At 60.9% G+C, this 21,778-nt stretch carries 25 protein-coding genes; 16 read left to right on the top strand and 9 right to left on the bottom strand.

What is annotated here, in order from left to right:
* The first annotated feature begins 656 nt into the window (after positions 1–656).
* The 3 genes from H3O04_RS09890 to H3O04_RS36640 all read left to right on the top strand — a co-directional run bounded on the left by H3O04_RS09890 (position 657) and on the right by H3O04_RS36640 (position 1,230).
* Complete coding sequence (locus tag H3O04_RS09890) at positions 657–827, top strand: hypothetical protein (protein ID WP_237666232.1); 171 nt, start codon at positions 657–659, stop codon at positions 825–827.
* A complete protein-coding gene (locus tag H3O04_RS36645; protein ID WP_337249626.1) occupies positions 818–979 on the top strand; it encodes a hypothetical protein in 162 nt (53 codons plus the stop codon). Before H3O04_RS09890 ends, H3O04_RS36645 begins: the two co-directional genes overlap by 10 nt.
* Before the next feature lie 74 nt (positions 980–1,053).
* Positions 1,054–1,230, top strand: coding sequence for a hypothetical protein (locus tag H3O04_RS36640; protein WP_337249625.1), 177 nt, complete (start codon positions 1,054–1,056; stop codon positions 1,228–1,230).
* 65 nt (positions 1,231–1,295) lie between these two features.
* Here H3O04_RS36640 and H3O04_RS09880 read toward each other — a convergent pair whose 3' ends face one another.
* Genes H3O04_RS09880 through H3O04_RS09845 form a run of 8 tightly spaced genes read right to left on the bottom strand, consistent with a single transcriptional unit; the run spans position 1,296 to position 8,997 of the window.
* Positions 1,296–2,330: a porin gene (locus tag H3O04_RS09880; RefSeq protein WP_202587593.1), complete on the bottom strand. Its 1,035-nt coding sequence runs from the start codon at positions 2,328–2,330 to the stop codon at positions 1,296–1,298.
* Positions 2,331–2,382: 52 nt separating this feature from the next.
* Positions 2,383–2,928: an amino acid synthesis family protein gene (locus tag H3O04_RS09875; RefSeq protein ID WP_202587592.1), complete on the bottom strand. Its 546-nt coding sequence runs from the start codon at positions 2,926–2,928 to the stop codon at positions 2,383–2,385.
* The gene (locus tag H3O04_RS09870) at positions 2,925–4,340 is read right to left on the bottom strand and encodes an amidase family protein (protein ID WP_200161578.1); all 1,416 of its coding nucleotides are present in this window, start codon (positions 4,338–4,340) and stop codon (positions 2,925–2,927) included. Before H3O04_RS09870 ends, H3O04_RS09875 begins: the two co-directional genes overlap by 4 nt.
* A gap of 52 nt (positions 4,341–4,392) precedes the next feature.
* Positions 4,393–5,571 (bottom strand): ABC transporter substrate-binding protein, encoded by a 1,179-nt coding sequence (locus tag H3O04_RS09865; RefSeq protein WP_202587591.1) that lies wholly within the window; start codon positions 5,569–5,571, stop codon positions 4,393–4,395.
* The gene (locus tag H3O04_RS09860; RefSeq protein WP_202587590.1) at positions 5,568–6,323 is read right to left on the bottom strand and encodes an ABC transporter ATP-binding protein; all 756 of its coding nucleotides are present in this window, start codon (positions 6,321–6,323) and stop codon (positions 5,568–5,570) included. Before H3O04_RS09860 ends, H3O04_RS09865 begins: the two co-directional genes overlap by 4 nt.
* Complete coding sequence (locus H3O04_RS09855) at positions 6,310–7,044, bottom strand: ABC transporter ATP-binding protein (RefSeq protein ID WP_202587589.1); 735 nt, start codon at positions 7,042–7,044, stop codon at positions 6,310–6,312. Before H3O04_RS09855 ends, H3O04_RS09860 begins: the two co-directional genes overlap by 14 nt.
* Positions 7,044–8,117, bottom strand: a complete 1,074-nt coding sequence (locus H3O04_RS09850) for a branched-chain amino acid ABC transporter permease (protein WP_202587588.1) — start codon at positions 8,115–8,117, stop codon at positions 7,044–7,046. The genes H3O04_RS09855 and H3O04_RS09850 overlap by 1 nt, the downstream gene beginning before the upstream one ends.
* Positions 8,118–8,121: 4 nt before the next feature.
* Positions 8,122–8,997, bottom strand: coding sequence for a branched-chain amino acid ABC transporter permease (locus H3O04_RS09845; protein WP_080331803.1), 876 nt, complete (start codon positions 8,995–8,997; stop codon positions 8,122–8,124).
* A gap of 181 nt (positions 8,998–9,178) precedes the next feature.
* On the opposite strand from H3O04_RS09845, the gene H3O04_RS09840 reads away from it, so the two are divergent.
* The 3 genes from H3O04_RS09840 (at position 9,179) to H3O04_RS09830 (ending at position 10,206) form a co-directional block, all read left to right on the top strand.
* The gene (locus tag H3O04_RS09840; protein WP_027811697.1) at positions 9,179–9,514 is read left to right on the top strand and encodes a helix-turn-helix transcriptional regulator; all 336 of its coding nucleotides are present in this window, start codon (positions 9,179–9,181) and stop codon (positions 9,512–9,514) included.
* Positions 9,515–9,581: 67 nt separating this feature from the next.
* Complete coding sequence (locus H3O04_RS09835) at positions 9,582–9,908, top strand: helix-turn-helix transcriptional regulator (protein ID WP_012338904.1); 327 nt, start codon at positions 9,582–9,584, stop codon at positions 9,906–9,908.
* A 19-nt stretch (positions 9,909–9,927) separates the two neighbouring features.
* Positions 9,928–10,206 carry a helix-turn-helix domain-containing protein gene (locus H3O04_RS09830; protein WP_202587596.1) on the top strand — a complete coding sequence of 93 codons (279 nt, stop codon included), beginning with the start codon at positions 9,928–9,930 and terminating at the stop codon, positions 10,204–10,206.
* A gap of 394 nt (positions 10,207–10,600) precedes the next feature.
* On the opposite strand, the gene H3O04_RS09825 is transcribed toward H3O04_RS09830, so the two are convergent.
* Positions 10,601–11,434, bottom strand: a complete 834-nt coding sequence (locus H3O04_RS09825; protein ID WP_202587587.1) for a FadR/GntR family transcriptional regulator — start codon at positions 11,432–11,434, stop codon at positions 10,601–10,603.
* Positions 11,435–11,674: 240 nt separating this feature from the next.
* On the opposite strand from H3O04_RS09825, the gene H3O04_RS09820 reads away from it, so the two are divergent.
* The 10 genes from H3O04_RS09820 to H3O04_RS09775 all read left to right on the top strand — a co-directional run bounded on the left by H3O04_RS09820 (position 11,675) and on the right by H3O04_RS09775 (position 21,750).
* A complete protein-coding gene (locus H3O04_RS09820; RefSeq protein ID WP_202587586.1) occupies positions 11,675–12,934 on the top strand; it encodes an acyl-CoA dehydrogenase family protein in 1,260 nt (419 codons plus the stop codon).
* Between the two features lie 30 nt (positions 12,935–12,964).
* Entirely contained in the window at positions 12,965–13,243 is a 279-nt protein-coding gene (locus H3O04_RS09815; RefSeq protein ID WP_027811693.1) for an acyl carrier protein, read from the top strand.
* A 121-nt stretch (positions 13,244–13,364) separates the two neighbouring features.
* Entirely contained in the window at positions 13,365–14,252 is an 888-nt protein-coding gene (locus H3O04_RS09810; RefSeq protein ID WP_237666231.1) for a 3-oxoacyl-[acyl-carrier-protein] synthase III C-terminal domain-containing protein, read from the top strand.
* Positions 14,249–15,184 carry a 3-oxoacyl-[acyl-carrier-protein] synthase III C-terminal domain-containing protein gene (locus tag H3O04_RS09805; protein WP_202587584.1) on the top strand — a complete coding sequence of 312 codons (936 nt, stop codon included), beginning with the start codon at positions 14,249–14,251 and terminating at the stop codon, positions 15,182–15,184. The genes H3O04_RS09810 and H3O04_RS09805 overlap by 4 nt, the downstream gene beginning before the upstream one ends.
* A 45-nt stretch (positions 15,185–15,229) precedes the next feature.
* Complete coding sequence (locus tag H3O04_RS09800) at positions 15,230–16,840, top strand: acyl-CoA ligase (AMP-forming), exosortase A system-associated (protein WP_202587583.1); 1,611 nt, start codon at positions 15,230–15,232, stop codon at positions 16,838–16,840.
* On the top strand, positions 16,837–18,045 hold the full coding sequence (locus tag H3O04_RS09795; RefSeq protein WP_202587582.1) for a pyridoxal-dependent decarboxylase, exosortase A system-associated: 1,209 nt from the start codon (positions 16,837–16,839) through the stop codon (positions 18,043–18,045). Before H3O04_RS09800 ends, H3O04_RS09795 begins: the two co-directional genes overlap by 4 nt.
* A gap of 33 nt (positions 18,046–18,078) precedes the next feature.
* Entirely contained in the window at positions 18,079–19,197 is a 1,119-nt protein-coding gene (locus H3O04_RS09790) for an acyl-CoA dehydrogenase family protein (RefSeq protein ID WP_202587581.1), read from the top strand.
* Complete coding sequence (locus H3O04_RS09785) at positions 19,194–19,787, top strand: GNAT family N-acetyltransferase (protein ID WP_202587580.1); 594 nt, start codon at positions 19,194–19,196, stop codon at positions 19,785–19,787. The genes H3O04_RS09790 and H3O04_RS09785 overlap by 4 nt, the downstream gene beginning before the upstream one ends.
* Positions 19,788–19,831: 44 nt before the next feature.
* On the top strand, positions 19,832–20,827 hold the full coding sequence (locus H3O04_RS36070) for a 3-oxoacyl-ACP synthase (RefSeq protein WP_337249624.1): 996 nt from the start codon (positions 19,832–19,834) through the stop codon (positions 20,825–20,827).
* Positions 20,821–21,750: a 3-oxoacyl-ACP synthase gene (locus tag H3O04_RS09775; RefSeq protein ID WP_202587579.1), complete on the top strand. Its 930-nt coding sequence runs from the start codon at positions 20,821–20,823 to the stop codon at positions 21,748–21,750. Before H3O04_RS36070 ends, H3O04_RS09775 begins: the two co-directional genes overlap by 7 nt.
* Positions 21,751–21,778: the final 28 nt, after the last annotated feature.

Genomic DNA, 21,778 nt, shown 5'->3' with positions numbered 1-21,778 from the left:
CAGGGGCGCCGGAACGGTGATGGCACCGCTTTTCAATCGCCGTGATAGGAGCGCTCAATCCCCTAGGGGGAGTGCCGCGCCCCCGGAGTCTTCGCCTATGTCCCGAAATGAAGGGTAACATAGTCCTTAATATGTTCCGCTTCATTTCGCTAGACGCCGTCTCTCGAATGCCTTCTTCTTAACGCGATTGCGCGGCACTAAACCTACGGCAAAATTGTTCAGTTAAGAACAGCGGCATCGCCGCAATTAAAGCCGCAATGTCCGGCTGAAATCGACTTTCATGTCGCCATGAAATGAATACTTGGTATGTCGGATGCCCCCCAGATCCAAATGCCCGATACGCTCGAGCATTCCGAAGCCGGGGTAATACGCGTCGACCCGCCCTTGACCGGTAACGCGCGCTCCGTGATCGCGCGAACACACGAACCGACGGCGCCCGTTCGTGAACACGAAACTTCCGCCGGCTAGAGAGACCGTCGGGCTGAAAATCAGGCGCGTGCTGAGGGCCGCAACTCACCGTGCCTTCGAGCCGTGAAAATACGCATAATACGAATTCACTGTATCAGGAGGCTGTCATGTCCACCATCACCGCCACCGATCTGGCGCGCCACACCCGCCAGATTCTCGACCGAGTTGCCCGCTAAGGCGAGACCATCGTGGTCGAACGCAACCAGACCGTGATCGCGCGCCTGGTGCCCGCCGAACCCGCGATGAACGCCGCCCAGGCGCTCGCCGGTCTGCCGATGATCGGTGCCGAGGCCGCAGCCCGTTGGCTACACGACAGCCGCACCGGCTTCGAAGACGGAGTGCGTGACCCGTGGGCGTGATCATCGACAGCTGCGTGGGGGTCGGGCTCGCCGGCGGAATGGTCGCGCCGCGCGCGGTGATCGATGCAGCCGGAGATGCGCCGGTGTTTATCTCGACGATCTTGCTCGGCGAACTGGCGTTCGGCGTGCAGTCCTGCACGGATGCGGCCTAGCGCGCGCCGCGCACCTGCACCTCGAGCGCCGGCCTGCGCTGGACATCACGCGCCACACCGCGGCCGCGTTCGGCGTGCTGGCCGCTGCCGTCGAACAAACCGGCCGCTCGCCGCGGCCCCACTGCAACGACCTGTGGATTGCCTCGCAGGCGATTGAGCACGGCTACGCACTGATGACGCTGAACGTGCCGGATTTTGCGGACCTGCCGGGACTGAGCGTGATAGTGCCGACGAGCGCCGGCACCAGTTGAATGGGATCACCAAACCAGCTATAGGCACCGACATCCGTTTCGACTAGACGTGCTTGCATAGCAAATCAAAACCGCACCCGCACCCCGGCTCCGACGCCATTTCCTGATGAGGCATGCGTAATCGTGTCATAGCGCCACGCCGCGTAGATGTCTGTGCGCTTCGACAGTGGATAGTCGTAGCCCAGCGCGAACGTCGACCACCGGATGTCGAAACCGGTGACAGGACGCCGACGGGTGCCCGCCCATGACAGCAGCATACTGCCCATACCGAATCGCGCGCTTGCTCCCACCTGCACGGTGTCGTCGGTCACGTTGCTATTGTTGCTCACCCGCTCGTACTGGAACATGAGCTTCGTCGCGTGGATCCGATAGGCACCGCCGACAAGCCATGCCGTTTGTGCCGTCGCACCGTTAAGAAAAAGCGAAGCTGTGTGCAAGCTTTGCACCGCAGCCGTTGCCGAGAACGAGCCGGCGAAGTAAAGGACGTTGGCACTATAGTTCGCCTGTCCAGCATGGCCAGCCACACCCGCATTGCTATAGAGCAAGCTTCCAGAGAGCCCGCCGACCTCCGGTGTCTGATACAACACCGAACTGTCGATCGCCGTATCGCTTTGCACGGAAGCCGCTCCCATGGCCGAGCCCAGGTATCCGTGGGAGATCATCGGCGAGAACGCGAACGAGTTACCGAACGGATTGAAGAGTAACGTGGAGACGAACAGGGGTGCCGTATTGCGCCCGACCGTCACGTCCCCAAAGCCTCCGCTCAGTCCGACAAAGGCATTGCGACCGAAGAATGACTGACCATTGAATGAACCGAGCTGACCAGCGTTTACACGGAAAAAACTCTCCAGCGTGAATACCGCCTTCATGCCGTGACCAAGATCCTCCGATCCAGACACGCCCCAATATGACGTCGTCATCCCGCCTGAGCCAACCTGCCAGGCACTGCCAGCGGCGCCTGGCGCATGCGTTTCGCCAACAAAGGCGTCGATCAAACCGTAAAGCGATACCGAAGACTGGGCGTGGACGACGCCCGGGATGCCCCACATCCCAACCGAAACAGCGCAAGCGCGCGCCAAGCCCCAAACTATCTTCCGCATAGGTTCTCCTCCTCGTTGTTCGAATCGATCGCGCGCAACCGGGGCGACGCGTCTACGCGGACACGACGCGCGCGAGCGGCCGACCGTGCTCGGCCAATGCGACGGCCACCACGAGTTCATCCGGCGCAGGAGAATCCGGCACAATCAGCGACGCGGTATCGAAGTGATCGAAGTTCCACATGTCAACCGCGCCATGCAACGGAATGTCCAGACACGCACCTGCGGCGCCGCGCTTCGTGACCGACGGAATGAGCGAGGTGGTCCCCGGTAGACAGGCGCGTATCGCCTTGCCCATTCGTGGATGTAACAGCGCGGCCGCACACTCGAGCGGCACCGCCGTGCCCACCAAGGCGGCCTTGCCGTACACTTGAATGGCCCCGCGTTGCACGCCCAGTGCACATCGGGCGTGCTCGGTCAGCGACGTCCCCAGCTCCGCACCGAGCTCGTACAGAGGCTCAAGAGGATCATCTATTCGCCAGTTCTGCCGTGACAGGACCGCAGCTGCAATGGCCTGGCGGTGGGCTGGATAGATCGCGGCGTTCAACTCGGCACGCCGCTCAACCAGATGCACCACGATCTTTGCGATTTGAACGCTCACAGCGTTACCTCCGTGGCGACTGCGTGCTCGCCCTGCAACAGGGGCGCCGTGGGAAACGCGCCGCGCGCCGACTCGTAGGCGCGTGCGGCACGCAGTACGAGTGCATCCGCGTGCAAACGCCCAACGATCTGCACCCCCGTCGGCAAACCACCGGGCAGGCCGCACGGCACGCTCGCGGCAGGCAGCCCGGTCTGGTTGCACCACGATGTCTGCTGAGGTGCCGTCAGCAACGTCGTCGGCAACCCAGGCACCGGCAGTGGGCCGCAGTGAAACACCGGTGTCACGAGCAAGTCGTAGCGCTCGAAGAACGCGGCCATCTCGACACCCAGCAGATGACGTGCACGCAACGCACCGGCAAGTTCTGGCGCGGTGACTTGCAGACCGGACTGCACAAGGACCTGTACGTCCGAGTCGAGCTGTGCACGTTGCGCCTCGCTCATCGCGCATGCACGTTGCGCAAAGAACACCGACCACTGAATCGCGTGCATGCGACTGTCCAGATAATTGGCCAGCGGCTTCACATCGACTTGCTCGACGTGCGCACCCAAGGCCTTGAGCACGTCCGCGGCCTGCGCGACACTTGCAGCGACCATGGGGTCGACCGTCACGCCCGCAATGCCAGGGCAATACGCCACGCGCAGCCCGGCGACGCCATCCTCCAGTCCAATGCGATAGTCCACCGGGCGAACTGACTCTGACCGCAAAGGCTCGTGCACTCCCGATGCAACGCTGAGCATCAACGCGGCGTCACGCACATTGCGCGCAATTGGCCCGAGCGTGGACAGTCGCGTCCAGGAGCCGGCTACGCCGGTCGGCACGAGATCGAACGTGGGCTTAAAGCCTACGACGCCGCTCCAGCACGCCGGCACACGAATCGACCCGCCGCCGTCGGTGGCCAGCGACAAAGGACCCATGCCAAGTGCGACCGCAACTGACGAGCCGCCGCTGCTGCCACCCGGCGTCACGCGCCGATCCCAAGGATTGCGGGTAATGCCGGTGAGCGGGGAGTCCGTCACAATCTTGTTGCCGTATTCCGATGTCGTCGTTTTTCCGAACAACAATGCCCCGGCACGGCGCAGGCGCGAAACCGCAGGCGCATCGCTACGTTGCAGTGTGTCCGGGCTCGTCAATGAGCCATACCGCGTCGGAAATCCTTGTACATCGATGAGATCCTTGACCGATACCGGCACGCCATCGAGTAGCCCGAGCGGCTCGCCGCGCATCCAGCGCTGCTCCGATTCGCGCGCTGCCTGCAGCGCCATATCTGCATGGAAGCTGCACATGCAATTCACGAGCGGATCAAACCGCTGGATGCGCTCCAGCACTGCCTCCATACACTCACGTGGCGACAGTGCATGACGTCGATACTCGACAAGCAACGTCTCTGCACTCATCATGGATATATCATTCATATCGCACTCCTTAGTGATATAGACAAAGTAATGACGGGATGTCGTGACCGCTTTATCCCCGACACGTCGGTAAAATCGGTCCGACCGAATCCAAAAGCGCAAAGCTGTTATCCGCCTGCGCCTGAGCGATGCGCGTCATGCATGTGACGTGATCGCCCACTCGGCTCACGCCCGACTTACCGCGCGGCAAATTCAGCGAAATGCCCGACAATGCCGCCTTGACATGCATGACCTCGACGCTGCCAGCGTCTTGCGCGGCCTGCGCAAAGAGTCGAATACCCGCGTACGTGCATTCCCCGTGAGGCAGCATCACCGCATAGGGGCCTAACCGCGGCGCACGGGTGTTGGCCACGCGCGCGGTGTAGCGCGCAAGAAAGCGATGATTTTCAGCGCTATCGATGCTCATAAAGTACGATGACACACCGATGGCGCCCGTTGATGCGCCCGCAGTTGCAATCGATAGCGATTCGTGCGCGATGTCCGTGACCAAACGCGGCCTCATCGCAAACGACCGATACTGTTTGACAAACGTGACCGGATCATCGCCGATGCTGTGCCATACCAGTTGCGGCTGCTGTGCTGCAATTCGTTGAAGCACGGCACCATAATCGCGCGTGCCGAACGGCAACCAGTACACGCTCAACAAGCGGCCACCGTGGCGAGATACGGCCGCCTCCAGCGCGGGCACCAGCACCTTGCGGTTGCTGCCGACGTCCGAGACGACCGCGCTGACACTCTTTCCACCACCACGCATGAGCCACGTAATGAGCGGTTCGACCCGCTGAGCAACACTCAGACCGGTACTTAACAACAGCGGATCACAGCGACCCTCGTCGAAATTCGGATAGACGACAAGACGCGCGGCCGTCTTAGCGGCCTGCAGCGCCGCCTCGCGCTCGGACGGCAGCACCATGCCTGTGAGCATCGCCACTTCGTCACGCATCAATAGCTGCCTGGCTTTCTCGAGCGTCACTGCCGTCGACATCTGCGTATCTTCGACGGCCAGTTCGAGCGGCCGCCCAAGCAGTCCGCCAGCAGCGTTGATTTCTTCAATGGCGAGCATCGCACAGTGCCGATTGGTTTCCCCGACCCGGGTAAGTGGGCCGCTCAACGGCGCAAGCAATCCGATCTTGATCGGCGCCGCTGCTCGGACAAGGTTCGGACAAACGGCGGCGCTGAACGCCCCAAGCGCGCCCCACAGGGCAGATCGCGAAAAGTCACGTCGATTCATGTAGGTTCTCTTTCAATGAACGCCGCTTGCGAATCAGCCGTTCGTTCAGCAGCAGGTGACAAGAATTGGGCCAACGGGTGCGCGCTGTCCGTGCCGCGGTGCGGTTCAATCTTTCCCGCATGGGCGAGCCGCCCGTTCTTGAGCACAATGCATCGCTGCGCGCAGCGCAACACGAGGTCAAGATTCTGTTCGACAAGCAGCACCGCGAGCTTCGAACGACGGCACAGCACCGGGATTACATCGCCGATCAGCTCGACAAGATTGGGTTGCACGCCGTCAGAAGGCTCGTCCAGCAACAACAGTTTCGGTCGACCACACAATGCACGCGCGATAGCCAGTACCTGTTGCTCGCCGCCCGACAACGTCCCGCCATGTTGCAAGAGCCGCGTTTTCAATACCGGGAAATACTCGAACACCTCATCCAGAATCTCGGCGTCGCCGGCCGCCGCGGTTCCCATCATCAGGTTCTCGCGTACCGTGAGCTTCGGAAAAATCCATCGCCCCTGCGGCACCAGCCCGATGCCCAGCCGAGCGATTTCATGCGCGCGCATGCCGTTGATGACGTGCTCGCCAAAGCGAACCGCTCCGCTCACGTGCGGCAAAAAGCCCATGATCGCCTTCACAAGCGTCGTTTTTCCCGCTCCATTGCATCCGAGCACCCCGACCACTTCGTTGGGCTGAACGGCAAGCGTGATCTGGTGCAAGACAGCGATGTCGCCGTATCCGGCCGACAGATTTTCAATGTGCAGCATGACTTGCCCCCTGCCCCAGATAAATGCGTCGGACCTCCTCGTCCTTCGCAATGTCGTCGTAGCGCCCTTGGCGAACGATTTGCCCGCGGTGCATAACCCACGTCTCGCAATTAAGCGACTGCACGAAACGCAGGTCATGTTCGATGGCAAGTACCGCACACTGCTCACGCAGGCGGTGGATGAGATGCACAAGCCGCTGAGCATCAGCGGCGGATAAACCCGCAGCAGGCTCGTCGAGCAGCAACAATGCGGGGCGACACATCATCGCCATGCCGATTTCCAACCACTGGCGCTCGCCGTGTGGCAGATGCATCGCCAACATGTCGGCTTGCGCGGCAAGTCCGATTTGCTCGAGAACGCCATCGAGGTGCCGCATCGAAAACGCCTGTCGATTCGACACACCGAGCGCAGCCACTTCGAGGTTCTCGCGTACGCTCATCATCTGGAAGACATTTGTTCCCTGGAATTTCCGTACGACGCCGCGCCGGCAGTATTGATACATCGGTCGGCCGGTCATTCGCTCACCTGCGAGATACAGCTCGCCAGCCCCAGGCACAATCGCGCCCGACATCAGCCCGACCAGCGTGCTTTTTCCAGCGCCGTTCGGGCCGATGACGCAAAGCAGGTCTCGCGCGCCAATTTCTACGTCAACGCCCGCAATCGCGTTAATGCCGCCAAATGCACGGTACAGTCCGACACCTTTGATGATCGGCGCGTTCATCACGACCCTCCTTCGACGCGCCGCGCACAAGAGCGCGGCATGCGCTTGAGCGATATTCCAGTGAATTGACGCAGTCCCTTGAGCATGCCCCCCAGACGCACACCGTTCGGCAGGCAAAGCACGCACGCGAGAAAAACTGCGCCGAGAATAAGCGGCCACCACTGTGTGCTCAGACTGGACGCACCATGCTTGAGTAGCGTCAGGCCGACCGCGGCGAGCACGGGACCGCCCAGCGAGCCACGTCCGCCTATGGCAACCCAGAGGATGACTTCGGTGGCCAATACCGGTGAAAACACATCGGGCGCAACAACGCCGGCGGTTGCTGCCATCAAGCAACCCGCCACCGCGGCCAACACCGCCGAGGCCATGAACATCAACAGGAGATGCCAGGACGTGTGATATCCACACGCCAGCGCGCGCCATTCGTTCGTCGAGATCGCCGCGAGCACCTTCCCGTATCGGCTGCGACAAAGCAGCCACACCACCCCAAGCAGCGCAACGAGGATTATCGCGACGGCATACCAGGACGCGACCGGGCCGCTCAAATCGAGTGTGTGCCCCGCAAGCTGGAAGGACAGCCCCGGAATACCGAGCAAGCCCGTGTCTCCGCCTGTTACCGACTGCCAGCTCGTTGCAAGCTGCTGCGCGATAATCAACACCGCCATACTGAGAATGGCAAAGAAATGCAGCCTCACCCCTGCATACAGCAAGAAGTAACCGAGAACGGCCGCTGCGACCGCAGCACAGGCAAGGCCAGCGAGAAATCCGACTAACGGCGTCTGCCCAAACTGGACCGTAGTCACGGCGAAGCCGTATGCTCCAATGCCGAAGAAGGTCGTGTGACCCAGCGTTAGTACACCGGCACGCCCCCACAGCAGGTCATAACTGAGCGCCAATATCGCCAGAACGAGTGCATCGCGTATCACGGTGAGTTGATACGCCCCAACGACAAACGGCAGAATTGCGCCGGCCACAACGATCGCAAAACCGGTCATAACCGGAGACAGATCGCTGCCGCTCAAGGCGGGCTGTGACAACCAAGTCCGCGCACGAGAAAAATAACGGTCGAACATTGCCTTACCCCTTTCCGAGAAGCTGATGCGCCGCACTAAAGCCGGGGAGCAGACCCTGTGGCCGGAAACGAATCAGGACAATGGATACAATCAGGACAATCGCCGACGCGAGTGACGGATCGACGCGATAGCTGAGCAAGGTCTCGATCGTGCCGACAAAAGCGCTGCCGAGTATGCTGCCGGCCACCGAGCCGATCCCCCCCAGCACGATCACGAAGAACGCCTTGGCAAGATAGGACACCCCGAGATGGGACTCCACCGACACCATTGGTGCCACCAGAACACCGGCGAGCGAAGCGAGCGCGGCGCCACCACAAAAGGCCACCCGATTCAGCCTTCTGGTATTGATGCCGACGGCCTCAGCCATCGCCGGATGTTGAATGACCGCACGCAGCTTCGTACCAAAACGCGTCCGAGTGAACAGCACCCAGCATCCAGCGGTAGCAGCCAGTGCCACACCGATCACGAACATCCGATAAGCAGGATAGCTGCCGCCCGGTACGTCAACAGTTGCGTTGAACGGCGCATAGACCAGCATCGGCTGAGTGCCGAAGATCAACTCGATCGCCTTCTGAACGATCAGGCTGACCGCGTAGGTCGCCAGTAGCGTATCCAGTGGACGGTCATAGAGCAGTCGGATGACGAAGCGCTCAAGACACCACCCGAGCCCCGCGCCGACAATCGGCGCGGCGAGCAGCCCAGCCCAGAATGCGTGTTGACCTCCCACGGACTGCGCAACCGCCAATGTGTAAGCCCCCATCGTCACCCACTCGGCATGCGCGAGGTTCACGATATCCATCAGGCCAAACACGATCGCAAGGCCCAATGCCACAAGCGTAAGCACGCTAACGTAACTAAGAATGTTTAAGATCGTCGCCATTACTCCAAATCCTGTGTTCAATGACCGCCCAACCCACCCAGCCCTCGCCAAGCATGTGACAGCGAAGCCCACCAAGACGACACAGATACGATGCATGTCGCCACCCAAACTAAGTAACGCTTAGCTTGCAGACTAAGAAATACTTAGCAAAAAGTCCATTAAAAATTAAGAAACTCTTAGGATGCGTCGGACCTCATCGACATCCTCGATCTTTCCCAAGCGCCTCAGAGAGGCACGTCTACGCTCGGGCCTGAGCCAGGAACAGCTCGGCATCGAAGCCGGGATTGATGAATTCTCGGCGAGCGCACGCGTGAATCAGTACGAGACCGGCAAACACGCACCCAAGCTCCAGACGGCCCACCGTCTCGCCCGAGTACTGCACGTCCCGACCAGCTTCCTATATGAAAGCAATGACCTCCTTGCGCGGCTTCTCGTCGTGGCCGCACCGCTACCGCAGGACAGCCTAGAAGCACTTCTCGAATACGCCGAGCGACTGTCACGAACCGCCGCCTCCTGATTCCCGACAACGCCCGGACTAAGAGTTACTTAGCAAACCGGGCAATCGATTCCTGGACACTTGATGCATGTCCAGCGACTCGACCGTCACCTCTGTGTTTTCGAAACGCCTGAAGCAGGCGCGGTTGCGTACCGACCTCACCCAGGAACAGCTTGGCATTCTGGCTGGCATCGATGAATTTTCCGCCAGCGCTCGCGTCAACCAGTACGAGAAGGGCAAGCATGCTCCAACCGTACAGACCAGTCAGCGGCTTGCCCGAGCGCTTCTCATTCCGACAAGCTTCCTGTACGAGGAGGACGACTTGCTGGCCAACCTTCTCTTAATTGCTGGGCGACTGAGCAAAGAAAAGAAGCGGGCCCTAGTCGCCGCGGCAGAATCGCTCGCGCAAGAATAGCCGTCACTCCCGTCGGTGAATAGCGCCAACCACTGCGCACTTTATCAAGGCCCTTGGAGACGAAGTTCGCACATGTCGCCCAACAAAGAAGCCCACTCAAGTGGGCCTCGCGACGCGGGCCAACGTCCATCCGAACACGATCTCTTTGGTCGAGCGTGCCCAAATAGTCCCCAAGATCGACGCTCTGCTTGCGCTTGCTGCGGCCCTCGACACCTCTCTCTCGCAATTGGTTAAAGCAGCAGTGACTCGAGCAGATCTTCGCCAGATCCCGTCGGCCTCACACAAACAACAACTATGAGCCTCTCGCCGGCGGCGATCGGCCATTCGTCACTTACAAGCAGTCCGCCAACGATCGCCGCTGCCTTGGAATAGAACCTCGCCGGCCTCGACTTGACGCGATGAACCGCCACGGAGATCGGTCGGACCGGTACGCGCGCAGCTTCGATCTTGACGTCTATTTATTATCATAAATTTACGATCGAATATCTCACCTGGTCAAGCGACAAAACGTCAGCGTTTACCCCGGCAATTATCTCCAAGCTCCCCGCCTACGTACCCTCTCGATGAGCACCTCGACACTCTTTTAGTCCATTTATTGTAATTAACGGGCGCATTGTGACTGACATGTCGTGAACTTCGGCGGGCATGCGCAGATCATGCGATGGCGGCCCCTGCTGTTCGTGGATACCACCTCAGGACGCGTCGCGGCTCATCTGCGTATCAAGTTCGGAGTCGAGCACAAGCTTTTGCTTCAACGCGGCATGTACTTTCCGCAGTTGCGCCTCAGCCTCGTCCATATGCGCGGCCATCAAGCGCTCCACTGCCTGAGCGTCGCGCCGCCGTGCAGCCTCGAGGATTGCACGGTGCGCAGCGAGCGTCGTACGACCGAACGCCTGATAGTCACGCTGCGTGACGTTGCCCGCCACGATCACCAGCGAATGCAGCATCTGATTGATGATCCGGCAAAGGCACCGCAAAAACGCGTTCGGATGAGCCGCAGCCAGCACGTCGTGAAAATGAATATCCTCGCAGCGCTGATCGAGCGCCTGCTCGTGGCCGGCCACAAACGGCTTGCACACTGAAATGCTGCGCTCGAGTGCTTCGAAATCTGCATCTGTCAAGTGCGCTACTGCGCCCGCAGCGACAATCGGCTCGAGCGTGCGTCGCACCGCATAAAGCTCCTCAAGCGTGACGTTCTCGAAGAACAAATAGTTCTGCAGTGCTTGGAACGCTCGCGCCAGCGGCACACGCGTAATTGTGGCGCCTCCCTCGGGGCCTGTACTGAGGCTCACGAGTCCCTGCACTTCCAGTGCCTTGAGCGCATCGCGCATCGAGCCCCGGCTCACGTTGAACATCTGCTGTAGTTCAGCTTCCTTGTTCAGGCGCTTGCCCGGACGCACCCGCCCGTCGTTAATCCAGCCCTTGATCAGCTCGGCCACCTGATCGCCTCGCTTGGTCGTACGTGGGCCGCGTTTGTCCGGCGGCATAGATTGCGTTTTACGCGTCGCCCGTTGTCGTCCTGCCATGTTAGTTACGTCCGTGGTTGGCCAGCGTCATCCAATATCGGCGCCATTATCGGGCATCCCTGTCGCCGCTGGCGAAAATCTGCGGCATGCCTTACCCGACGTCACCCTCCCTAGGTTGGGAGGTAGCAAACCTTCCCACAGATGCCTACGCTGCATGGCACACGGTATGGACGCCGCGCGAGCATGTCGTCCATGCCAAGCCATCGGCCGGCGCGCGTGCGCCATTCGGAACGATCGGACATGCCAGACGCTCTGCAAACACCACATCCGCGCCATGAAGTCGCAACGCTTAAGGCGGCCCTGGCAGCCGCCGGGCTGGACCTCGATCGACTGTGCGCGCAAATACGCGCACATCGCGACGAAGCGAACCGTACCGGACAAATTCCCGCAACGTTCTGGCAAGGCGATACGGTCCGTGCTTTGAACCTGAATCTCGTGCCGAGCCAATACGGGGGATGTCCCGGGGTGCAATCGTTCACCTCACGCGTGATGCTGATGGAATATTTGGGCTACGCGGACGCCGCGCTCGCGCTGGCTCTGCCCGGCCCAGGACTTGCCATGCCTCCGGTTATCGCACTCGCCAACGAACGACAGCAGGCCGCATTCTTCGCGAGCTTTCACAGCGACGCGCCACGCTGGGGTGCATTTGCGATTACGGAGCCTGATTGCGGGTCCGACGCAACAGCCATGCGAACGTCGGCCCGCAAAACCGCGCACGGCTGGGTGCTCAATGGCACCAAATGTTTCATCACGAACGGCGCGCGCGCCAACACGATCATCACGTTCGCAACGATCAACCGCAACGCGGGCCGTTTCGGCATCCGGGCATTTCGCGTCGAGCACAACGCCCCGGGGTTCTCGGTCATGCGTGTCGAACATATGGCCGGGCTGCGGGCCAGCCAACTGGCCGTGCTGTCGTACAGCGATTGCGAAGTGCCTGACGATGCTTGCCTCACGCGCGACGACCAAGCGCCATTGAGCGATGCGTTTTCCGGCGCGCAACGGTCATGGGACTATTTTCGGCCGCTGCTCTCCGCAGTGATGGTCGGCACGTGTCGACGGGTACGTGACGAACTCACAACCTATTTCGAATCGGGCTCACATCCGGCCGACCTGCGATGCAGTCCCGGCGACGTCGACGTGCATCTTTTGGATCTCGATCGGCATATCGCGACCGCGCGCCTGCTCTGTCATCACGCAGCATGGCTCGCAGATCAGGGCCATCCGAGCGCCATGCATGCCTCGATGGCCAAGGCATACGCCGCACGCGTGACAGCCCATGTCACTCGAACCGCACTCGCACTCGTTGGACTCGGCGGTATCGCGCATTGTCCATCGCTCGAACAATGCTGCCGAGACGCCAAGGCGTTTGACATCATGGAAGGTACCGGCGACATGCAGCGGCTGATGATCGCCCGCGCTGCCCTACGCGCGCCGCAATTGCCGTGGGAATCCACTTCAGACGCGCTTGCGCATTCAGCCGCGTTGCCGCGTGCATGACCTCACTTGTCCTTCATACCGGAGACGTTCATGACATCCAATTCCGTATCAAATCGCCCTGACGATATTGCTACCGCGCTCAAATCCTGTCTGCTGTCAACGCTCGGCACGCATCTGAGCACCGAGCTCATCGAGGACGACACAAACCTCTTCGACCTTGGTGTCGATTCGATGAACATGACCGAGCTCCTGCTGCAAGTGGAGCAGCGATTCAAGTTTGTGCTTGACCCTGAAGACCTGAGCAGCGACCTCTTCCTGCGATTCGACAACCTGGTTACATTCGTCGCCTCCCATGTTCCCTCGAACTGAGTCCTGGGTTCCGGCGCCCAGGATCGTCGCGACCGCACAGTACATTCCATTCGCACGCAGCGCGCACCCTATACGCACCGACGTGAGCTCGCCACTGTGGCAATGCCCGCTTGATTCCGTGATGCAAGCGGTCTATAGCGACACACTGCGCTGGCGCAACGAATGTGATCCACAACGCGCTCCAAAGGCGCCTTCGCCGCCTACGCCTTCAGACCAGCTCGTCGTAGCCGAGTCGAACCTTTCACTGTCCGACATGGCACTACGCGCGGCACGCCTGTTGTATGACGGTGCCTCACAACTTCCCCGGCCAGACCAAATCATCGTTTGCTCGACCAGCTTCGAACACGATCTGACATTGTCCTGTGCGGGACGTTTGCATCACGAGCTCGCATCGCGTCGCCCGCCATTCGCGATCGGGCAGCTTCAGGACGTCTCGTTTGCAACGGCGCTCGATCTGACGCTAGCCATGATGGATGCGGACACCGAGCTCAATACCGTCCTGATTGTCGCGGCCGAGCGCTGGCTTCCGCCCTTTTCTCGGTACGTTGACTTGCACACGCGCCTCGCCGATGGATCCGCTGCCGCTCTCCTCACACGCCATCCGACACCTGGCTGGCGCGTGCGCGGCCTGACCATCTGTACGCCGGCCACGCCCAGCAGCTCCAGCGTCATCGCAACGCCTGTCGATTCCGCCACGCTTATCGGCGCCATCAACAAGGCGCTGGCACGAGCTGCCTGTCAGGCCACACAAATGGACTGGATTGTCCCAGCGAAGACGGATAACCGACTATTGCGCAGTATCCGTGCGCACGGTGACTTGCCGCTTGAGCGCATCTGGCTCGCAGATGACACGCCCGGCCACCTTTGCGCAGCACACACACCTGCGCGTCTTGATAGCCTCACGCGGGCTGTTTCGCCGCGCGATGGCCAACATCTGCTTGTATGGTCTACGGGATTTCACGGCCAAGTCGCCTGTGCGATTCTTCAATTCTGCGAAGCACCATTATGAGAACGAGTCTCTTCTCACTTTCCGCGGTCGCCCACTGTCTGCCGGCTCAAACCGTACACGTAAATCAGTGGGTCGAACGTTGCGGTCTGTCTGACGCGAGCGCTCGTGCACTGCGCGATCACGGTGTGTGGCAGTTCCACGACGCCGAGGGCGAGTCCCCACCAAATCTGGCCGTACGTGCTATCACGACACTTTTGCGCGAAACCGCCACACCACGCTCAACAGTCGATGCCCTCATTCACACGCATACGATACAGACGAGCGCGCTCGCGCCACCTGCCAGTACAGCCCATTACATTCAACGCCATTGCGGACTGAACCGGGCATTGACGTTTTCCGTCACGCAGCAGCAGTGCGTGTCTCCAATGGCAGCCATCCGGATACTGCTTGCGCTTGCGGCGCGATACCCCACTATCGAGCGCGCCATCATCGTGTGTGCGGACGTCATTGGTTCGGACTGCGATAGACTTCGTGCGATCGAGGACCTGGCGCTGCATAGCGACGGCGCATGCGCGTTGCTACTTGAACGAGGGGCCAGACACAACGTCATCGCCAGCTTGCATCTATATACCGATGCGCGCTTCTTTCGCGGGACGGACGACACTTTGCAGCCGATTCCCGACGATCGGTACTACTGGTCGGCCTTTACCACCATGCGCGCAGCTATTCGCCAGGCAAACATCGCACCGGATGACATCGCGCACGTTTTGCCTCACCACGTCAATCTACCCGGCTGGGCACGGTTGATGGAAATGCTCGCCATTCCCGAGGCGCGGCTATTCATCGCGAATTTCGGCACGGTCGGCCACGCATTCGGCGCGGATCCGTTCATCAATTTCGAGACCTGTCGCAACCAGCAGGCCGGTGAATGGTCGTTGCTTTTTTCTAGTGGTATGGCCGGCTGCTTCGGCGCCCTGGTGATTCGTCATTGACGAACACCGAGCATCTTCCTCAACCCGACGACACCATTCCACACCATGCGAAACATACTCGACCTCGTGCAGGCAGCCGCATATCAGGCACCCGATTCGCACGCGATCGTATTCGGCGATATCCACCTGAGCTACCAGGAACTTGCCGAGCGCGCACGCGTACTTGGCCACACGATCACCTCGCTCGGCATCGCGCCTGGCGCACGTATCGGCATCTTTCTGGAAAAGCGCCTCGAAACCGTCGTGTCGCTGCTGGGTATTGCCGCCGCAGGCTGCGTTTTTGTGCCGATCAATCCGCTGCTCAAACCGCAACAGGTCGCACATATCCTGCACGACTGCGGCGCGATCTGCCTGATTACCAGCGCAACGCGTGCACGCTTGCTAGCCGAGAACGGGCCGCTCGCCCTCACCCATACGATCCTCACAGATGCTCCCGATGAAATGGCACCTACATACGACGGGACTGCACGGGTCCATCGTTGGAGCGAGTGCTTCGCTCGGGCGGCTATCGACTCGCAACGAAAAACATCCGATGTCCCGACATCGGGCATTGACACGGACCTCGCGGCCATTCTCTATACATCCGGCTCGACGGGACGACCCAAGGGCGTCATGCTCAGCCATCGCAACCTGCTCGAGGGTGCGTGGAGCGTGGCTCATTATCTGAACCATACGCGCGCCGATCGAATCCTGGCCGTACTACCGCTTAGCTTCGATGCAGGCCTGAGCCAACTCACGTCCGCCTGGGCAAGCGGCGCCACCGTTGTCCTTGTCAATTACCTCTGCCCGCAAGACGTGATAGAGGCCTGCGCGCGTGAGCACATCACCGCGATCACGGGCGTGCCCCCATTATGGATGCAACTGGCCCATGCTTGCTGGCCCGATGCCGCGCGCGCCACGCTGCGCTACTTTGCCAATACCGGTGGCCGCATGCCCAGGGCAGTACTGCAACGCCTGCGTGCGCTGTTTCCCCATGCCAAACCCTACCTCATGTATGGTCTGACCGAGGCGTTCCGCTCGACCTACCTCGACCCCGCCGAAGTCGATCACCGCCCTGACTCGATCGGCAAGGCCGTGCCCAATGCACGCATCTTGGTCGTGCGCCCCGATGGTTCGCCGTGTGCGCCTGACGAACCCGGCGAACTTGTACACGTCGGCGCGTGCGTCACGATGGGCTACTGGGGTGATGCAGCGCGAACCTCTGAACGCTATCGTCCCTCGCCCGAGCATAAACCTGGTGGGGCTGCGCCAGATACCGCTGTCTGGTCTGGGGACCTCGTGCGACGCGATGCGTACGGCTTTCTGTATTTCATTGCGCGCAACGACGCGCAAATCAAGAGTTCCGGCTACCGGATCAGCCCGGAAGAAATCGAGGAAATCATCCACGAAAGTGGTCTTGTTTCCGAAGTCGCTGCCGTGGGTGTACCCGATGATGCGCTCGGCGAGACGATCACGCTGGTCGTCGTGCCGGCAGTCACGCCGTTTCTCGCCCGAACGCTGCTGTCGTGGTGCAAGCAACGCCTGCCCAGCTACATGGTGCCGCATCGCATCATCGTTCAGACGGACATCCCGCGCAATGCCAACGGCAAATTCGATCGCGTAGCCTTGCGAGACACACTCGTGAGCGCGCCGAACAACCAAGCGAGGCCAATATGAATCGATCATTGACCCGCCGCCATGACGTCCTGTTCGCCGACAGTATCGATGTCACACGGCTTGCCAATCGTGCAGGTTCCACACCCTTTTTCGTCTATGCGCGCGCCGCAATCGACGCCCGCGTGTGCCAGTTGCGCGCAAAACTGCCGGCGTCGATACAGTTGCATTACTCGATCAAGGCCAACCCAATGCCTGCCGTCGTACACCATCTGGCCACGCGAATCGACGGCTTTGACGTGGCCTCCGGCGCCGAGTTGGCATTGGCGCTCAACGCAGGCATGCCGCCTGATCAGATCGGCTTTGCAGGTCCGGGCAAAACACGTGAGGAGCTACGGTGTGCAGTGGCCAGCGGCGTGAACGTGCATATCGAATCGCTCACTCAACTGCATCTGGTGGCAGCCCTTGGCTGGGAGCTGGGCCTGCGCCCAAACGTGACAATTCGCGTGAACCCGGATTTTCAGATAACACATGCCGGCATGCGCATGGGTGGGGGAGCAACTCAGTTCGGCATCGACACCGAACAGGTCCCGGCACTACTGCAAGAACTGGGCACATGTGACGTGACACTGGCAGGCTTTCACGTCTTCTGGGGCTCGCAGTGCCTACACCCGGCTACCATCGTCGAAGCACAGCGGCGCAGTGCCGAGCTCGTCATGAAGCTCGCGTCCGATTTGCCACTGCCGCCCCGGTACGTGAATCTGGGCGGCGGTTTTGGCATTCCCTATTTCGAAGGCGAAGTACCGCTCGATCTCGATGCCGTCGCCCAGCCAATGCACGCCTGGCTCTCGCGCATGCAACGCGCTTTGCCCGGTGTGCGCCCCGTGCTCGAATTCGGGCGCTACCTGGTCGGCGAGGCCGGTGCCTATGTATGCCGCGTCATCGATCGAAAAGTTTCACGCGGCACCACCTTCCTTGTCACCGACGGCGGCCTGCACCACCACCTCGCGGCCTCGGGCAACTTCGGGCAGATACTGCGCCGCAATTTCCCCGTGGCACTCGGCAATCGGCTCGGCGATACACCAACTGAGCGATGTCACATCGTCGGCTGCTCGTGCACTCCGCTTGATCGCATCGTCGACGACGTGCTGCTCCCCAAAGCTCAGATTGGTGACTTCGTTGTCATTCTGCAATCGGGTGCCTACGCGCGCTCGGCAAGTCCCAGGGATTTCCTCAGCCATCCCGAAGCAATCGAGATGCTCGTCTGACACCGATGACTCACACCCAATACGGAGAGAGCCATGATGCGCAACCCTATACCGTCATCGTCCGATCTGGTGCCGCCCACATGGGCCGTATCTGACGATCAGCGCGCACTCGTCACCGCATGCCAACGCTTCGCTCGAGACCAGCTCGAGCCTTTGCTCGCTGCCCCGCCATCGCAAGCGGGCTGGCGCGATATCGTCACACATGCAAGCTCGCTGGATCTGGGAACCATGATTTTGCCGACGGCCCTGGGCGGTATGGCTATTGGCCAGCACGATCTGTGCGGTATTGTAAGCACGTTGGCCTGTGGCCCGATTGAACGCGCCGCACAACTCACTCAGAGCATTCCGGCGCTCGTGACGCTGCGCGCATACGACATGCTCGATGCGCTCGCGCCTCATCCCATCGGTGACTACTTTAACGGCACGTGCGCGATCGCGCTTACGGTGCCGGATTTTCACGCCGCCACGCTCTGGCATCTGCACGATCAAGATTGCGCGCTCGTTGCAACGCTGATGCTCGCACCGCACGCCCGCGGTCTCGCCCTCATCGACTCGGCCCACGGGGATGCTAAGGCATACCGCCGCCGCCTCGTTGTGCTTGGCGCTCTTTCTCTTGAGCAATGGCGCTGCAACGGCACACTGTGTGCCGCCCCACTCGCCTCGATCGATCAGTGTGGCGCGCAAAGTGATTCACCGTCCCAGACATGGCTCACCAACATCGCCCTGTACGTGTCGGCCTTGCTCAGCGGCGCCATGCAGCACGACGTTGCATTTGCACTGCGCTACGGAGCCGAGCGACGCGCATTTCGCAAGCCGATCATGCTGCATCAGCGCGTGGCCACCCGGCTGGCCGACATGCTCATTGCAACGCAAGGCACGCATCTCTTCTTGCGTGCGCTCACGCTTGCCGAGCCGAACATATCAACCGCGCTCGTGCGCCAGCTGGTCCGTCACATTGCAGCCGAATCCATGGAGCTCACCCATGAGCTTGTTCAATTTTGCGGCGCACACGGCTATGTCTCAGGGTTACCGCCCGCAGCGCGCCTGACGACATGTCATTGGTTCGCGATGTTGCTCATGCGTGTCGATACGGCGCTCGCTCAGCTCACGGCTCGACATACGTTTGACTCAACCACTGGCGCATCGGCATGAATGCGCACCAATACTCCCATCATCGCCACTTGTGCGAACCCCATTCGGGCAGATCCGCGACGTCGCCACATGAGTGCTGGCTGCGCGAAGTAAATCGCGACGATATGCGCGATATCGCCGATTGGCTTGCGCGTCCGGCCATTGCGCAGTGGTTTGACTTCGGCCTCGGTCGACAATCGCTTTCCTTACTGGCGATCCAGGCGATGGCGCAAAGTGATCGACATCGGCTACGCGTATTTGGCGTACGCGGCACGGACCGCCCAAGCGGACTGGTCGCGATCAGCGATGTTACTCACCGGTTTGGTCTCGGCTCCTTCTGGGTGCTGCGTGATCCCACGCGGGCCGCGTGCGCGAATATGACGCTCGCAGCTTCGAGACAGGTGCTTCGAGAAGGTTTCGAGCGCGATAAACTGCATTGCATTGGCGCGTGGGCGGCGCAACGCAATATTCGATCACAGCGACTGCTCGCACGTTTGGGGTTTCGCCTTATCGGTTTGCAACGCGATTGCCATGTCATCGACGGCCAACGCATGGGGCGTCTGCTCTACGACCTGCTCCCGCAGGACCTAAGCTTTCCGACGCCAATATGATGCCCCCGGTCGTCACCGCACTGTGCTCCTACGTGCCGCCCGTCGTGAAGCTCGACGAACAGGTATCGGCCATGGAGCCCACCACGACGAGGCCGCTTACCGGCTGGGATGCATGGATGGCCTTGTGGCGCACCGAATGCACACCGTTCGGGCCGACAGCAATGCCTCGTATCGGTCCGAGGGATAGGCCCCTGCGTGCGCCGATCGCCCACACCACCGATCTGTCTGGGCTTGCGGCATATGTCACGCGGGCGATCTGTGCCGCTCGGCCTCGCGCTGCCGCCCCGGTTGACGTCGTCATTTTTTGCCACAGCAGTGTTGACGAACATATCTCGACAACAACCGCGGGGCGTCTGGCAAGCGTAGTAGGCGCCCCGCGCAGCCCGTGTTTTTCGTTCTCGATCTCGCAGCAGGGCAGCACTGCCCCATTCACGGCCTTACGACTGGCGCAGGACCTGTTCGTCGCCGAACGCGACCTACGTACGATCCTGATTGCTGCCGCAGAGAAGTGGGTGGCACCGTTTTCTCGCCACACTGGAACGGGCCCACTGCAAGGGGACGCAGCCGCCGCCCTCCTTCTGGAACGCTTTGGTGCGAGCACGCGCGGCTTGCGCCTCATCGACGCTCAAACCCATCCTTGTCCGACACCAAGCGGCGACGCGCCGCATCGCCACGCGCATCCTGACCCACGTCTACTTCAAACGATGCTGCAATTGATCGCCACGCTGCTCGCAAAACACGCGATTGCCCCGTGCCACGTCACCGCCGTCGGACAATGCCACATGCACGCGCTTGCAGCTGCACTGCAGCAGGAACTCGGCATCGCCTCGCTTGCAGGCATGCACATGCACGATGCGAATCTCGGTGTAGCGGATTCGATCGAACAATTGACGAGCATGGCCCAGACGCATACCTTCCCATCACAGCACACCCTCTTGCTATGGAATATCGCATCGTGCGGCTACGTAGGCTGCGCGCTACTCGACGCACATAGTGCGCCTTTGGTCGCGCGCTCCCTTGGCGCGAACTCCTCATGGTAGACACCACAATCGGCATCCCGTGTGTCGCCTACCACCTTCCGGAACATGTCGACTCCGTTCGCCACTGGGCACGTCGCACCGGCCAATCCGCTGCTGTGGTGGCAAAGCTCGAGCAGGCCGGCGTACGCAATTTTCACGTGGCACGCGGGCAAAGTGCCTTGAGCCTCGCGATTCAAGCGGTCGACTCGCTGCTGCGCAATGCACCAATCTCGCCCGAGTCAATCGACTGCCTGGTCTACACTCACACGCTGCAGGGCAGCATCGCCCCGCCGCCGGTATCTTTGCCGCGGCAGCTATGCGAGCATTTTTGCCTTGTAGGTGTCCCGTCGTTCTCGTTTGCCCAGCAACACTGCGCGTCCTCGCTCGGTGCGTTGCGCATCATTCGTGCAATGTTCATCGCACATCCCGCCCTCCATCGCATACTGCTCGTCGGGGCGGACGTGATGCCTATGGAGACCGAACGCGCGATGGGTGCGTCAGGGCTGCTGGGTGACGGTGCGTTCGCCGCGTTGGTCGAGCGCCACGCATGCACCAATCGCCTCGTCGCGCTGGCCACGCACGCGAGCGGTCGCGGCTGGCGCGGAATGCTAGGGCAGGTCGAAGCGAGTTTCCTCGCGCAGTACCAGCTCGTCGCGCGAAAACTCATCGCGCAAGTCGCCCAGGATGCACACATTGCGCTCACCGAGCTCGATCGCATCTTGCCGCCTCATCTGAATCAGCCTGCGTGGCGGCGTCTCGTCCAATCGATGGGGCTGCCATCCGAGCGCCTTTTCGCGCACAATTTTTCCCGTATCGCACACGTTACCGTAAGCGACCCGTTTATCAACCTGGCTGACTGCGGCCCAATCGCGCAAGGCGCCCCCTTGGTGCTCTATGCGCAGGGCGTAGGGGGATTTTCAGCTGCCGCATTGCTGATTCATTAGATGCGCACACTCCACACCCGATCGCCCC

Source organism: Burkholderia sp. KCJ3K979, assembly GCF_016759955.1.
Lineage (GTDB): Bacteria > Pseudomonadota > Gammaproteobacteria > Burkholderiales > Burkholderiaceae > Burkholderia > Burkholderia orbicola.
Note: the sequence above shows the minus strand (reverse complement) of the source record. Positions and strands in the feature narration are given on the sequence as shown.

Coding starts and splice junctions, on each gene's coding strand:
- H3O04_RS09870 (WP_200161578.1), bottom strand. CDS start 4,340: ATGAATGATATATCCATGATGAGTGCAGAGACGTTGCTTGTCGAGTAT.
- H3O04_RS09810 (WP_237666231.1), top strand. CDS start 13,365: ATGCAAGCGGTCTATAGCGACACACTGCGCTGGCGCAACGAATGTGAT.
- H3O04_RS09775 (WP_202587579.1), top strand. CDS start 20,821: ATGGTAGACACCACAATCGGCATCCCGTGTGTCGCCTACCACCTTCCG.
- H3O04_RS09840 (WP_027811697.1), top strand. CDS start 9,179: ATGCGTCGGACCTCATCGACATCCTCGATCTTTCCCAAGCGCCTCAGA.
- H3O04_RS09800 (WP_202587583.1), top strand. CDS start 15,230: ATGCGAAACATACTCGACCTCGTGCAGGCAGCCGCATATCAGGCACCC.
- H3O04_RS09880 (WP_202587593.1), bottom strand. CDS start 2,330: ATGCGGAAGATAGTTTGGGGCTTGGCGCGCGCTTGCGCTGTTTCGGTT.
- H3O04_RS09850 (WP_202587588.1), bottom strand. CDS start 8,117: ATGTTCGACCGTTATTTTTCTCGTGCGCGGACTTGGTTGTCACAGCCC.
- H3O04_RS09855 (WP_202587589.1), bottom strand. CDS start 7,044: ATGAACGCGCCGATCATCAAAGGTGTCGGACTGTACCGTGCATTTGGC.
- H3O04_RS09860 (WP_202587590.1), bottom strand. CDS start 6,323: ATGCTGCACATTGAAAATCTGTCGGCCGGATACGGCGACATCGCTGTC.
- H3O04_RS09865 (WP_202587591.1), bottom strand. CDS start 5,571: ATGAATCGACGTGACTTTTCGCGATCTGCCCTGTGGGGCGCGCTTGGG.
- H3O04_RS09795 (WP_202587582.1), top strand. CDS start 16,837: ATGAATCGATCATTGACCCGCCGCCATGACGTCCTGTTCGCCGACAGT.
- H3O04_RS09835 (WP_012338904.1), top strand. CDS start 9,582: ATGTCCAGCGACTCGACCGTCACCTCTGTGTTTTCGAAACGCCTGAAG.
- H3O04_RS09790 (WP_202587581.1), top strand. CDS start 18,079: ATGATGCGCAACCCTATACCGTCATCGTCCGATCTGGTGCCGCCCACA.
- H3O04_RS09805 (WP_202587584.1), top strand. CDS start 14,249: ATGAGAACGAGTCTCTTCTCACTTTCCGCGGTCGCCCACTGTCTGCCG.
- H3O04_RS09845 (WP_080331803.1), bottom strand. CDS start 8,997: ATGGCGACGATCTTAAACATTCTTAGTTACGTTAGCGTGCTTACGCTT.
- H3O04_RS09825 (WP_202587587.1), bottom strand. CDS start 11,434: ATGGCAGGACGACAACGGGCGACGCGTAAAACGCAATCTATGCCGCCG.
- H3O04_RS09820 (WP_202587586.1), top strand. CDS start 11,675: ATGCCAGACGCTCTGCAAACACCACATCCGCGCCATGAAGTCGCAACG.
- H3O04_RS09815 (WP_027811693.1), top strand. CDS start 12,965: ATGACATCCAATTCCGTATCAAATCGCCCTGACGATATTGCTACCGCG.
- H3O04_RS09785 (WP_202587580.1), top strand. CDS start 19,194: ATGAATGCGCACCAATACTCCCATCATCGCCACTTGTGCGAACCCCAT.